General features: G+C 33.2%; 13 protein-coding genes and 1 pseudogene. All 14 read right to left on the reverse strand.

The genetic code is table 11. The features are described from left to right. Positions 1–92: 92 nt before the first annotated feature. Positions 93–842 carry a CPBP family intramembrane glutamic endopeptidase gene (locus KO515_RS06080; RefSeq protein WP_215935474.1) on the reverse strand — a complete coding sequence of 250 codons (750 nt, stop codon included), beginning with the start codon at positions 840–842 and terminating at the stop codon, positions 93–95. 241 nt (positions 843–1083) lie between these two features. After that, positions 1084–3684 (reverse strand): T9SS type A sorting domain-containing protein, encoded by a 2601-nt coding sequence (locus tag KO515_RS06085; RefSeq protein WP_215935475.1) that lies wholly within the window; start codon positions 3682–3684, stop codon positions 1084–1086. Between the two features lie 357 nt (positions 3685–4041). Beyond that, positions 4042–4758 (reverse strand): LytR/AlgR family response regulator transcription factor, encoded by a 717-nt coding sequence (locus KO515_RS06090; protein ID WP_215935476.1) that lies wholly within the window; start codon positions 4756–4758, stop codon positions 4042–4044. Between the two features lie 10 nt (positions 4759–4768). After that, positions 4769–5086 (reverse strand): Hpt domain-containing protein, encoded by a 318-nt coding sequence (locus tag KO515_RS06095; RefSeq protein ID WP_215935477.1) that lies wholly within the window; start codon positions 5084–5086, stop codon positions 4769–4771. After that, positions 5073–6137 (reverse strand): sensor histidine kinase, encoded by a 1065-nt coding sequence (locus KO515_RS06100; RefSeq protein ID WP_215935478.1) that lies wholly within the window; start codon positions 6135–6137, stop codon positions 5073–5075. The genes KO515_RS06095 and KO515_RS06100 overlap by 14 nt, the downstream gene beginning before the upstream one ends. Beyond that, a complete protein-coding gene (locus KO515_RS06105) occupies positions 6137–7270 on the reverse strand; it encodes an FIST signal transduction protein (protein WP_215935479.1) in 1134 nt (377 codons plus the stop codon). Before KO515_RS06105 ends, KO515_RS06100 begins: the two co-directional genes overlap by 1 nt. Positions 7271–7272: 2 nt before the next feature. Continuing rightward, positions 7273–9615: a PAS domain-containing sensor histidine kinase gene (locus KO515_RS06110; protein ID WP_215935480.1), complete on the reverse strand. Its 2343-nt coding sequence runs from the start codon at positions 9613–9615 to the stop codon at positions 7273–7275. Next, positions 9615–10154: a heme NO-binding domain-containing protein gene (locus tag KO515_RS06115; RefSeq protein ID WP_215935481.1), complete on the reverse strand. Its 540-nt coding sequence runs from the start codon at positions 10152–10154 to the stop codon at positions 9615–9617. The genes KO515_RS06110 and KO515_RS06115 overlap by 1 nt, the downstream gene beginning before the upstream one ends. Further along, entirely contained in the window at positions 10154–10564 is a 411-nt protein-coding gene (locus KO515_RS06120; protein WP_215935482.1) for a response regulator, read from the reverse strand. The genes KO515_RS06115 and KO515_RS06120 overlap by 1 nt, the downstream gene beginning before the upstream one ends. A gap of 126 nt (positions 10565–10690) precedes the next feature. After that, positions 10691–11050, reverse strand: coding sequence for an MmcQ/YjbR family DNA-binding protein (locus tag KO515_RS06125; protein WP_215935483.1), 360 nt, complete (start codon positions 11048–11050; stop codon positions 10691–10693). Then, positions 11047–11657, reverse strand: a pseudogene (locus KO515_RS06130) (DUF4230 domain-containing protein). Before KO515_RS06130 ends, KO515_RS06125 begins: the two are co-directional and overlap by 4 nt. Positions 11658–11704: 47 nt before the next feature. Continuing rightward, on the reverse strand, positions 11705–12454 hold the full coding sequence (locus KO515_RS06135; RefSeq protein WP_215935484.1) for a cyclase family protein: 750 nt from the start codon (positions 12452–12454) through the stop codon (positions 11705–11707). Between the two features lie 2 nt (positions 12455–12456). After that, complete coding sequence (gene hemW / locus KO515_RS06140) at positions 12457–13584, reverse strand: radical SAM family heme chaperone HemW (RefSeq protein ID WP_215935485.1); 1128 nt, start codon at positions 13582–13584, stop codon at positions 12457–12459. A gap of 54 nt (positions 13585–13638) precedes the next feature. Continuing rightward, positions 13639–14004 (reverse strand): hypothetical protein, encoded by a 366-nt coding sequence (locus KO515_RS06145; protein WP_215935486.1) that lies wholly within the window; start codon positions 14002–14004, stop codon positions 13639–13641. Between the last annotated feature and the right edge of the window lie 18 nt (positions 14005–14022).

Genomic DNA, 14022 nt, shown 5'->3' on the forward strand with positions numbered 1-14022 from the left:
GCAACTAAGTTAGCAAACTTTTACGAACCCGTGAAAATTCCGCAGGAATTTTCGCAAGTAGAGAAGAATACAGCAATTAATTATACACGGTGTTACCTGCTGGTTTTTAATTCCGTTTGTTTATTATTTGTCTGTTTTTTTATAATCAAAATCATTGTCAAAATCAGTCCAAAACCTAATATTATTATAAGGGATATTTTTTGATAAGAATTAAAATCAGCAAGATTTTCAGTTAGCTTTGGTGACACAAAAAAGCTTGTCAGATTAAAAGCTAAATGTGTTAAAATACTCAACCAAATATTTCTTGTCTTTAAATAAATATAACCCAAAACTATTCCGCCAATAAAAGGTCCAAACAAACCATTTTCTGAAAAAATGTGAGCAACACTAAAAATTAAAGCAGAAACCCAGATTGCTTTAGAAAATCCTTTTTTGTTAAATAATTTCTGTGATATAATTCTACGAAAGTATATCTCCTCGAAAAAAACCCAAAGAGTTAGTAAAATCAAATATCTTGGTAATTCAGACTGCGTTGGTCTAATTTGGTCAGACCATTGCCATTCCATTAAATTATAAACTAATAATGGAATAAAATAAGTTGCTAAAAAGAGTCCAATAATTCCGATAATAATTGGGAAAAGGTATATAATTCGGAAAGTTGAGTTTTCTTTTTTCGGAAGCAAGCTTGGATTAAATTTAATAAGGAAAAATCCAGCTAAAACAATTGACAAAATATTAATAATTCTACTTGTCCAAAAGTTGTTAAGTCCAGAAGAAAAATAATAACCTATTAGTAAAATGAGTAAACTCAAAAATAAATTCAGATAAAGTCTTTTACTCATATTTGATTTGGATTCGGTTCGGTTTTTTCAACTTGCAGGTAACAATTAAATATAATCAATTGTCTATATCCTTCTTATGTATGCGGTTTTTTTTTTTAATTGTTTCAAATTCATTTTAAATTCCAATACTAATTTGAATGAAACTTGATTCCTAAATATACCAATAAAAACCAAACCACCACAAAAAACAAAAGGCAAAAGCTTTCGCTTTTGCCTAATGCCGAACTATTAAATCTAAGGGTTATTTAATAATTAATTTAAACGTATCATAGTTAAACTGACTACTTATAATTCTACAGAAATATAAGCCTGAAGTTAGCTGATTTCGTGTCACTTCTATACTGTTTTTTCCTGTGACTGGGCTATAAGATTGCTTATAAACTTGCTTTCCTAACTGATCGTACATTACAAACTGTACAGTTTCACTTTGATTTGCAGTAAACTGTATTGTTGTCTGCGTGGTCATTGGATTAGGATACGCCGTCAGTGTAGCAACATCTTGTTGGTAATCGCTCACCGATAACGCACTAGTTTGTGAGAAACGGATATTTCTTAAATCTAATACTTTAGATGCTGTGGTACCATCCTCTGATACCATGGTAAAGACTAAGGTAACCACATCGTCTAAGTTGGCTGCATTCGTAGTGTTGTTTTGTAAGTCTTCAATATTGATGGTAAACTCTTGCTGGGCGTTGGTCAAAGCCACCGTTGTTTTATACTGCGCTTCCCAATCAGTAATGCTTTCTTTTACAAAGGTAATTTCAAGATTTCCTGTACCACTTGCACTAAATTTAAAACTATTATAATCGGTAACGTCTACAGCCTTAAAGCGTGGTGTTAATGCTCTATAGACCCCAACATAAGTACTGGTTGTTGCATTTAATTCTACATTACGTTCTATTGGGTAATCTGTACTTTCAAAATCAAAGTCATTGCTCGTCACATTATATAAGCTAACCTCAGTTCCGTCTTGAGAATCATCAACTCCCCAGGGCCCATCAGACATAAATAAATCATCTGGTGTTGCCATACCATCTCCAATTCTGAACCCGATATCAAAAAGGCTTCCAGTATCAACTCTGATGTTGGTAATATAGTTACCGTTTAAATCGATAGTTGCGTTAAGATTATCAAAATCTTCTGTTTCCGTGTTGCGGTAACCTGCGTCTAAAGTCACGCTCTCTGTTGCATTAGTATTAATGATCTGTAAATCTAAACCTCCATTAGTATAACTTCCTTTTCTCACAAACACGGTTGGTGGTGTTGAGTTGTTGTAACTTTCAATAGGTTTTTGAATGTCTAATAAGTTTAACACTTCTTGTCCTAGCGTATACAAATCATCGATGGTGTTAGACCAAATCTGGAAATTATAGAAGGTCACATCAGCTTCGTATTGGTCTAAATTCCAGTGGCTCTCTACAGCAAAATTAGCATCGTTATTCACCACTTTGGCAGATAGGCTTAATACAAATTCATAGGTGCCATCTGCATTTTTAATTATAGATTTAATAAATTGTTGTTCGTTGATATCTATGGTAGATACTGAAATTAATTCGGCTCCTAACAAACGGTCGCAAATGTATTTGGTATGTTCGTAAACACCGTTTTCTGTTTTTAAAGCTAAAACCGAAGCCACAGCACTATTGTTTTTTAAGTAATCTACTGCGTAAATTTCAGTCGCATTCGTAATACCTATTAAATCTGATGGTGATGCTTCAACAGCTTCATCTTCATTAATACTTGTCAATGGCACAAAATCTTGTAATGTAAAACTAGAATTAGCATTTTTGCTAGCATACGTAAGACTTCGTTTTACTTTAGGTGCTTTTGCCGCATTAAATTTATAACCTGTTTTTGCTCTTTTAAAGTTACGTGCATTAATTTGCTCAGACAATCTGCTGTTACTTTCTAAGCCACCAGAATTTGAACTCGATGTTGGTGCTTCAATCACATCACACATTCCAAAACCAGAACATGAAGGATCTTCACAATCTATAAGTCCATCGCCATCATCATCAATCCCGTTATCACAAATTTCTTGTAATACTGGTGCTGTTGGGCAACGTGCTCCATCATTACTAGAACTAGACGGTCCGAAAGCAAATAAATTAGCATCAATAACATTTAGTCCTGTTAAATCTTGAACGGCTTGTATTGCATATATAGTTCCTGTTTCGTTAGCCGAAACATAAAAACGACCTTCATTATCAAAGTAAACCGCTCCGTAGGTATACGATAATCCCGATAAGATTGGTACGACACCTAAAGCGGTAACCGCACTTGTTTCTGGATTAATACGGTATAGAATATTACTTGTTTTTTCTACGGCATATAATTGACCATCTACAGCATTAAATGCCCAATCGTGAATAGTAATATTCTGAGATAAGGTCGCAGTGGATTGGTATTGCGTATAGTTTTCTGATTCTGGGTTTAAATCTATTTTAAAATACGATGCACCACCACCTTTTAAATAATAAATACCATCAGCACTAATATCACCAATATACTTGCTACCATCAGATAATTCATCTATATAATACGATGTGGTTGAAAAGTTTTTACCAATTTTAACAATTGTTTTTGACGGAGACTTTAAATACCCCCAAATAAAACCATCGGCAGGGTTATAGGCTGTACCATTAATATTACCTGGCATAATATCTTCTGCTACCAAATACGAGTTCCCAGATGCTAAGTCAATTGCGTAGACATCATTATACTGAAATAAATAAGCATTATAATCGCAATCAAAAGGAATATCTTGTGCTTGACTATTCAAACTAAATACCGCTAAAACGATAAGTAGTAATTGATTTTTTAAAGTGTAAAAAGTTTTCATATTCTGTTTCTTATTAGATTCTGAAGCAAAATTAAAGGATTAAGCTCCCTTAAATTTTATTTTTCGATTGTTACAAACGCTAGCACGTTGGTTTGCTATTTACTATCGACGAGTGGTTTTTATGGTGTATTTCAAAAAAAAATGAGCATAAAAAAAAAGAGCAAAGGATCGCTCTTTTGCTCTTAAAACTAAACCATCAATTAATCATCATATATTAACCACGTATCTGATGAACATGGGTCAAAATTATGGACTAATGTTTATATAATTTTATTATTTCGTTGACTGAAATCTTAAGGTCGTCGGATGACGTTTTTGTGACGACCAATGGTTATTTAAAATCTGCAACTATTAAGATTACAGCAAGTTTAAACGTTTCATAAGTTCTGGTCGGTTAGAACGACTCACAGGAATGACATCTTTTTTTATAAGCACACTATTGTCTTCGATATCAATGATTTTATCGACATTAATAATATATGAACGATGCACTTTTAAAAAGATACTATCTGGAAGTTTTTCAGCTATCTTTTTTAAGGTTGAATGCACCGTGTAATTTTTATCTTCAGTTTTCACATGAATATAATCGCCCTTTGCTTCTACCAAATAAATACTTGGGATATCTATTTTTATTAAACGTCTATCGATATTCACATACAAATCATTACCAGAACTGCTTTCTACTTTTTCTGAAGACGACTCATCAGTAAGAGAAGATTTATTGGGTGTTGCTTCTGCTTTTTGAATGGCTTTTTGAAAACGTGCTGGTGTTATGGGTTTTACTAGATAGTCCACAATACAATCGTACTCAAACGCCTGAATAGCAAAATTAGGATCTGAAGTGGTTAGAATTATTTTTGGTGGATTTTTTAAAGTCTCAATAAAATCGAAACCTGTAAAATCGGGCATATGAATGTCTAAAAATATTAAATCAATTTCATTCTGATTTAAGTACTTTATAGCTTGCATCGCATTAGGAAATTCTTCTAAAACAGTTAAGCTATCTACGTTAGAGCACAGCTGCCCTATGATTGCTCTTGCTGTAGCCTCATCATCAATAATAATACAATTCATGCGTTCCTAATTATAACTGTTGTAAATAATTAGTCATGGTCGTTAGAATAGATTCGAATTCGTCTTGAAGTGTTGTACGGCCTTCTAGTAAATTAGTTTCGAATGCTACTGCAGTCTCATAACTTTTCTCAAGGCCTAAAATACTAATTTTATGTTTAAGTTTATGAACGTTTCCTGCAGTAAGTTTGTAGTTTTTCGCGGCAAGATTTTTAAAGTATTCCTTCTTTTCTTCTGGAAACTCTGCATTTATAATAGCAATTAACTTTTGTTCAAAGGCTTTGTCTCCACCAGACATACTATGAATATACGATAAATTAGGCTGCTCCATGAGGTTGTTTTTTTAATGTGAAGTAAAAAGTAGTACCCTCATTTATTTTTGAGTTTAGCCAGATTTTACCACCATATAAATCTACAATTTTTTTAACGATAGATAAACCAATTCCAGTCGATTCTATGTTATTTTCAAGCTTTTCGAATGTTTTAAAGATTTTCTCAAAGTAGATATCTTCAATACCTTTACCGTTATCTTTAATCTGAAATTCCCAAAACTCACCTTTATCTGCAAAGCTTACGTCTACCGTACCTTCGGCTTTATCGTTGTATGCGATAGCGTTTCCTATTAAATTTTGAAACAACTGTTGTAATCGGTATTTGTCACCTTTAATAATTGGCAAATCTGTCCGTGTCACTTTTATATGACTAGGCACTTGAATGATGCTTAAAATATTATCGACCAACTTATTCAAATCCACATCGTATACTTCCATCTGATCTTTACCAATAGTCGAATATTCTAAGATACCGTTAATTAAGGTGTCCATTTTTTCGACATTCGTTCTAATAAGATTCAGTGTATTTTCGCCATGCGCATCAAAAGCATCTTTATAATCGGCTTTTAACCAAGCCGTCAAAGTATCTATACTTCGTAAAGGGGATTTTAAATCGTGAGAAACCATGTGCGCATAATCACTAAGCTCTTGGTTTTGGTGCGCTAATTCATTTAAAAGCGATTCCTTTTGTTTGTTCATCTCAATGATTTCTTTGGTTTGATCGTCAATAAAATCAACCAATTCAGAGCCCGTTAACTGCACGGCATCTGCTTTTTCATCATCCTTAAGATTATAAAACTTCAAAGTATTTATAACATCTTTTAGTTTATCTATCAGTTCTTTTTGTTCTTTAGCCTCGTTTTGTAGTTTTTTATTAGCCGCGTATAATTCGTCAGAGCTGATAGACATGGCTCTTTGAATCATGGTGGATTGTTCATCAAAATTATCGTAAGAACTATCCACCGCAGAAAGAAATTTTGCTAAGTCTTTGTTCGCTTTTAAATCTTCACTTAAATATTTTCGTATTTGCCGCTTTAATAACGAATTCATTATTCACTTATTAATGTTATCGTCATGGTTTGGTTGTGCAATTGGCAAGCGGTTTCTCCATGAAAAGGGGCTATTTCTCCGTAAGAATAAAACCCAGTTACCGTTGTGCCTTCTCCTAAAATTTCTATAACCTCATCAATTTCTTCTTCTACACGCTGGTCTAAAACTAACTTACGACCAATACAACTGACTAAAAAAGCAATGTCGGGTTTGTTTTTCCTAAATTCTAAAGCCTGTGTGGCTGCACGTTCTGAGGCATTAGCAATATTATCGACATTAGTCATCATTAATTGCACTTTAGAATTTTCTTTGATATCACCTGCTAAAATAACGGCGTTGTCGTCTTCATTTATATTTAAAATAGAACGTACTATAGATTGTTCATCGCCTGTAGATTTCACATTTAACGGATACAATAAAGCAGCACCAGGTAAATCCTTGGCTTTATCTCCCAAATAGGTTTTATATAAATCTAAAGCTGGCTGGCCATCTAATTCATAAAGCACGTTGCCTTCTGATTTTGTTACGGTTCTTTCAGGTCCAAAAGGCGTCCATCCACCATGAATAGAGAATGTAATTTCTAAGGAGTCGCCATAAAAACCAATAGCAACCAACTCGCCTTCTTTAGGGTTTTCGTTATAGGATGCTAAGGTTTTTTCAAATCGGGTATCATCACCACACAAACCGCCTGTAATTAAAAGATTATTATTACTAGGTGCACTCATGCCTTTGGTCAACTGGCTTCCGTTGATAAAACTCCCTTCCGAAACAACAAATACATATTTTAAACCGTCTTCAGGAAACTGTTGAATTAAATCATTTCCGGTTTTAAAGCTGTCTAAATCGGTATTAAGAACATTACTGGTCTTAATGATAAATTGACTTTTTTCAAATTCGATAGCCGTTATCGTTATGCTATTTTCATTCACTGTATTTGAAGAAATTTCAGCACAAGCCGAACCAAAAACAATATGTCCATCTGGAAATAATGCCTTAATCTCTTCGTAAATAGAAGTCGCTTCTAACAATAGTCGATTCCCAAAAACGATAACCAAAGGATTTTGTAATTTTTGATTTTCACCAATATATACCCAATCTTCATTGGCGTGTTTAACTAACTGTACTGTTTTCATTCTTATTTTTTAAGGGTAAAGTAAAATGTGGTCCCAACTTTTGGTTCACTTTCTAGCCAGATTTGACCTTCATGTAAGTCCACAATTTTCTTAACAATAGATAATCCTATTCCTGTAGAATCTTTACTTTTATTTAAAGCGTGGAAAATTTTAAAAATTTTATCGTGGTATTTTTTCTCAATGCCCATACCATTGTCTGTAATTGAGAATTTGTAATGACTTTTTAAGTCATCGAAATCTATGGTAATCTTTCCTTCCTCTTTATCTATAAATTTAATGGCATTACTAATTAAATTTTGAAACAACTGCTGCAATTTGGTAGCATCACCTTTCACGGTTGGTAGTGGTTTTAAAATCTTAATTTGAATATGCTCTGGCACGTAAAGCATAGATAGAATATTGCTCAATTTCTTTTCTAAATCAACCCCTTCTTTTTGATTTGATTCAGTGCCAACACTTGAGTAATCGAGCACATCAGAAATCAACTGTTCCATCTTTTCGAGTGTAGCTTCAATGAGTTCAAAGTTGCGCATACTCATATCGTCTAACTTCCCTTTATTGTCTTCTTTTAACCAGCTTACTAAAGCATCAATACTTCGTAATGGTGATTTTAAATCGTGAGAAACGATGTGCGCATATTCTTGAAGTTCGTCATTACTTCGTTCTAATTTTAGTAGTAATTTTTCTTTTTGAAGTTCTAAAGTTTTTAACGCTGTTATATCGATATGAACACCTATAGACCCAACGACATTGCCATTCATATCATAGTTTGGTGCGCCACTGACAAACCAATACTTTTCGTCTCCGGTTTTAGTTTTAACTTTAACTTCGTAAGAATTAGATTCGCCTCGTTTACGCTTTTCGTTTTCACTAGCGATAGTATCCTTTGCTTCGTCGGTATTAAATATAGTGCTGGCATATTGCCCTAACAATTCAGCCTCATCGTAACCCGACATTTCAGTAAAACTCTGATTCACCATTAGAATCTTTTCGTCGATATCTACCTCTACCAACCCTAAATTCATGTTGGCAATAATGCTGTAATATTTTTGCTTTTGGGCTTCTAAACGTTTACGGTATGTCCGCTTTAAAGTAACGTCTGTAAAGGTCCATAGAAATCCTTTTGATTGTTCTCCAATGATAATAGGTAGGTAATTTCGTTCTAAAATTTTACCATCTTTCATTTCTAACTCATCGCCTATAACCTCAACTTTGGCTTCATCAATGGCATTCATTCGTTCTACAAATGCTTCTGGGTTTTTAAAGAGCACTTTATTTTGTTGTGCAGCATCAGAACAATCCATACCATAGATTTCTTCAACAGGTCTATTAAAATTTAAAAGCTCACAAAACTTATTATTTGTGAGCACCACTTTTCTATTTTCATCTTCTAAAATAATACCACTATCTAGATTTAAAACTAGTGTGGCTAATCTATTTTCAGACTCAATTAATTTTTCTTTGGCTTCGCGTTCTTTTGAAACGTCCTCGATAGTTGCGACTTGGTAATCGATAGCTCCAGAACTATTTCTTACTGCAGTGACATTGGTCTTTGCCCAAAAAATACTACCATCTTTTTTTATGTAGCGTTTTTCTAAGCGAAACTTATCAATATCTCCATTAACTAATTGTGTTCTTGCTTTTTTAGACCTTTCTTCATCTTCGGGATGCGTTATATCTTGAATTCGCATTGTTTTTAGTTCCTCTGAAGAATACCCCAACATATCAATTAATGACTGATTAATTTGAAGTAAACCTGAGTAGCCGGTTTTGGAAAGTGAGATTCCAATAGGTGAGTTATTAATAATAATACTCAGCTGATTCTTTTGATCCTCTAGCTCTTTTTTTAATGCCTTTTCTTGAGTGATATCTCTAACAATTCCCTGAGCTGCAATGGGTTTATTATCTCTATCATATACTAAACTCGCATTGATATGTACCCATTTAACCTCTTTAGATTTTGTATAGATTCTGGCTTCGTAGTTCTTAAAGTAGCCTTTTGTTCTAAGTTGTTCAAAAGAGGCCATAGCATACTGGTAATCATCTTTATGAACCAAACTTAAAACATTAACAGTATCATTTTTTATATCGTAACCAAATAATTTGGTAGCAGCATCATTAAATTTTAAAATGGTGCCATTAATTTCCATTAGGACAAAAGCATCAATAATATTTTCGAAAACACCTTGTAATTGAGAGGACTTTTCATCTAATAAATTTTCTAATTTTTGTGATGTAAAGTAGAGTTCTCTTGATTTTTCTTCAAGAATTTTCTCAGCGGCTTTTCTCGCTTTCCTTTCTCTTTCGAGTGTGCGTTTTAAAATATCAATTTGATCTTGACTCATTAATTTTTAGTAATAGTAAATCGTACTTTGGTGCCGTCTTCTTTTATTTTCTCTAAATCTATCGTTGCTGTAGCATTAAAGTATTCGAAGGTTTTATTCATTAAACCCAATCCAAAATGATGCATGGCTCTACTAGAATTGTAATCCATAACTAATGAATTCTCAGTTTTTTTAATAACCTCAAACGTTGGTAACTCCGCATCTGGATAAATTTTTCGTACTTCTATATGAATATGATTTTCTATAGAAGATAACATTTCTATGGGGTCACTGTAACTTTCTAAAAGTCCTGGATAGCTGTTTTCAATAACACTAAAAAAGTGTTCTGCATATACTAACAGTAAATTGTCTATTGAAATCCCAGTATTTTCACTAAGATGCTGCAGTAGTTGTAACATTTCAGAAAAGCTATACGTACCAACAGACGTATAAATTCCGTCGGATTCTAGCTCAGAACTTGAAATGATTCTATCCACCATTTCTAATCCAAACTTCTCCTCTACAAGATCTAAAAACTCTGTAAATACGATTCCTTTCATTATGCGGTAATTAATTCGTTAATACTCCAATACGACAATAATTTTTCGATTTTAGAAACATAATCCTCATATTTTAATGGTTTTAAAATATAACCAGCAATGCCTATTTCATAACACTCTAATAAATCTCTTTGATTATTTGAGGTGGTTAAAATAATAGTAGGTATATATCTTAATCTATCGTCAGCTTTTAAAATCTTTAAAAACTCAATACCACTAATTTTTGGCATGTTTAAATCTAACAATATAATATCGGGTAAACTATCTTTATTTTCAAGTAAACTTAAAGCTTCTTCACCATTATTGGCTTCGGTAACATTATGCTTCAATTGAAGCGAACTAGAAGCTCTATTAAGCTTCATCACTTCAATCATGTCATCTTCTATAAGTAAAATATTGAGGGTTTTCATTTACAACTAAATTTATATGTATCATGGCAAGATAAATCAATTGATTAGATTGCATTTTATAATTCGGTTGAGCGCTATTTAGTATAGACGGATGGTAGATAAGTGTCGACGAATGGAAAAGCCGTTTTACAGCGTTTCCCTCAATTTCTTTGGAAGTCCTTTCACTACCATCTCATAAGAATGGTCTATTAAATCTGTTATGAGTTTTGGAGAGAGCTCTCCAGAATGTACATAAACACTGTTCCATTGCTTTTTGTGCATGTGGTAACCTGGTTTTATACTATCGTATTCGGCACGTAGTTCTTGAGCATATTCTGGATCGCATTTTAAATTGATAAAAGCTTCTCCATTTTCCCAGCGCTGTAAGGAGGTTAGTGCAAACATTTTATTACAGACTTTAAATACAAGTGCATCATTATTAAAAGGAAAATGTTCGGTGACTCCCTTTTTTTTCATACAATAGTTTCTGTAGTCTTCTATGTTCATTTTAGTAACTTCTTATCACCATCTCCTTCAATTTTCAAAGCAGAATAATCTAAGGTCCACCCAATAGTTTCCACTAAATTTTCAATCAGACGAATGGCTTCTAAGGCTTCTTGTTTTGCAATATTATATAGTCCACTTTCGGGAATTTTATCTAAAATATGTGCTTTTGCTTTAGTGTGTAAATCGGTTAAATCGGCCGCTTCAAACCTATTGAACATACCATCGCGTTTATCATAATAATTAATACGCTTTCTATGGATAAAATTTCAGGCTGAGGAAAATGAGAAAATGTCACTGTTTTTGATGCCGAATCAGCAGACATCTGCACTTTACTCAAATCAAATCCAATGTGTGCTTTGGCATTTATCACCACTAATGCTTTTTTTCGACTAGATATAAGTTTTAGGAATTTCGCTTTTACGTCTTCATAATGGTATATTTCTGCAAAATCACCTTCGACGGTTACAAATTTACAAACCCGTTTTATTTTGTCTAATATTAAAATCGATTGCTCATCAGAAACCTTTTTAGTTTTCCATTGGTTGTAGATAGTCACCAAACCTAAGGTTACTAAAATACTAATGATAATTATAAAAAATGTTTCCATGCGTCTTTAAGTATATGACACTTGCACAAGGCTAATGTCACATGTAATTAGTCTATTACTTTATATAAAATTGGTTTGCTCGGGCTTGCATCATTCTCAAATGGTGCAATTTGAAGATTTAACATATATTCTCCGTCTTCAATTTTATTAGACACGTAAATAAATTCGGTTATTGTAGCATCTAGTCGTAGTTTTCCACTGGTGTTCCAAAACGCATTGTGCGCTAAAAGTTCACCTTCGTCTTGTTCCTTATCTACACTTGGTAGATCTATTAAAAGGTGTTTAATCCCTTTAGATTTTAGATAATTTGCAGCTTCTTCCAATAAATAGGTTGGATTTGTATCTGAGTATTGTCTAGTGTGTTTTTCACGCGTATTTGGCATGGTTCTAATCACAATGGCTTCGCGCTTTTTATTACCTAATGCAAATTGTAATTGTTTACGTGAAATCACATAATCCTCACCTAACTTTTCTGGTGCAACCGTTACGACCTCTGCCAAAAAGAAAAACTGCTTTAAATGCTGATTTATAGAATAGAATTTTTCTGTAATATGACCAACCGTTTCGGTATGCGTACCATGTGAATGCGGATTAAAAGTTATGGTGTTAAAATTAACTGCAGCACCATCGGCTACACTAATTGTTTCCCCATCTATAATTTCTGGTACAATCTTAGGGGGATCTACATACCAAGCATTAACATTATTTGGTTGTCCTGTAATTGGAATTGAAATATCTAAGGGTTGAGATAAATCTATGACTCTTTTTTTTGATTTGAATTTTATTGTTGCTAACACGCTTAGTTGATTTTAAATAATTCACTAGCAATACCGTCACATAAAAATTGACCTTTTCTCGTGACGCGTAAATGCCCATCATCAATATACAATAATTGTTGATTTATAAAAATTTTGGAATGTTCAATTAAGTAATCTTTAAAAGCACTACTAAAATCGCTTTCAACTTTATCAAACGACACTCCCCAAATAGTTCGTAGACCCGTCATTACATATTCATTATATTGATCTGTTTTGGTTAAAGTTTCTATTTCTATTGGCAACTCGTTTTGTTGAATTGCTTTAATATATTTTGAATTGTTACTGACATTCCAGCCTCGTTGTTTCCCATTAAATGAATGGGCCGAAGGTCCGATTCCTAAATAAGATTTCCCTTGCCAATAGGCCGAATTATTTTTACTAAAATAACCCTCTTTTCCGAAATTAGATAGCTCGTAATGTACAAATCCTGAAGCCTCTAATTTAGCTTTCAAAAGATGAAATTGCTCATGCGCTTGCTCATCATCTACATTATTAATAATTCCTTTTTTTATGAATGACGCTAACGCTGTTTTTGGTTCAACGGTTAAGGCATAACTTGAAATATGGGGCACATTAAAACTTAATGCCATTTCTATATTTTCTAACCATTGCGCGTTTGAAGATCCTGGAATGCCGTAAATTAAATCTAAAGAAATATTATCGAAGTGCCGCGTCGCCACAGACAAACATTCTTTAGCTTCGTTTGCATTGTGTGCGCGATTCATCAATTTTAAATCGGCTTCAAAAAAAGATTGAATACCGATAGATAAACGATTGATGGAACTTTTAGAAAGTTCTATTATTCGGTCTTTAGATAAATCATCTGGGTTGGCTTCAAGTGTAATTTCTGGGGTGTCAGAAACCTTGTAATTTTTATAAACGGAATCTATAATAAATTCTAACTCTTCATTAGTTAATAAGCTTGGTGTTCCACCTCCAAAATAAATTGTTTCTACGCTGGAATTTTGGAATTCATCTTTACGAAGTTCTAATTCTTGACATAACGCATTTATGAGTTCATCTTTTTTCCTCAAAGAGGTTGAAAAATGAAAGTCGCAATAATGACATGCTTGCTTGCAAAATGGAATGTGGATGTAGATGCCGCTCATATTAGTTTTCAGTATTCAATCCCCGTTTGCAGTGGGTTTCATTCAATTTTTTTCTTAGTCTTCAAATAAGTCATACAACGTTGAAATTCTTAAATCGCAATAGAGTTTCAAAAAATTAAAATGCAACATATCAAATTGACTTCCGTAAACTTCTCGTCTTGTTTCCCAAGATTCATACGCTGGGAATTTGAGTTTAAATTGCTCTTCAACAAAAGTATTCCAAAGTTTCTCTGAGGCTTCAAAAGAAGCTATAAATGTTGAGTCCGTTTTGTTTAGAATTTTTAATTCAAGAATTAATGAATCTTTAATTTTTTGAGATTGATACCAATCTTCTTGAGCAACAGCATTCATTTCAACTTGCCCTTGACAAAAACTCAAAAGCGACTGACTACATATTAAAAGTAAGATAATAACTCTCATTTACTATTTTTTACGGAA

The organism is Winogradskyella psychrotolerans, from assembly GCF_018860545.1.
GTDB lineage: Bacteria > Bacteroidota > Bacteroidia > Flavobacteriales > Flavobacteriaceae > Winogradskyella > Winogradskyella psychrotolerans_A.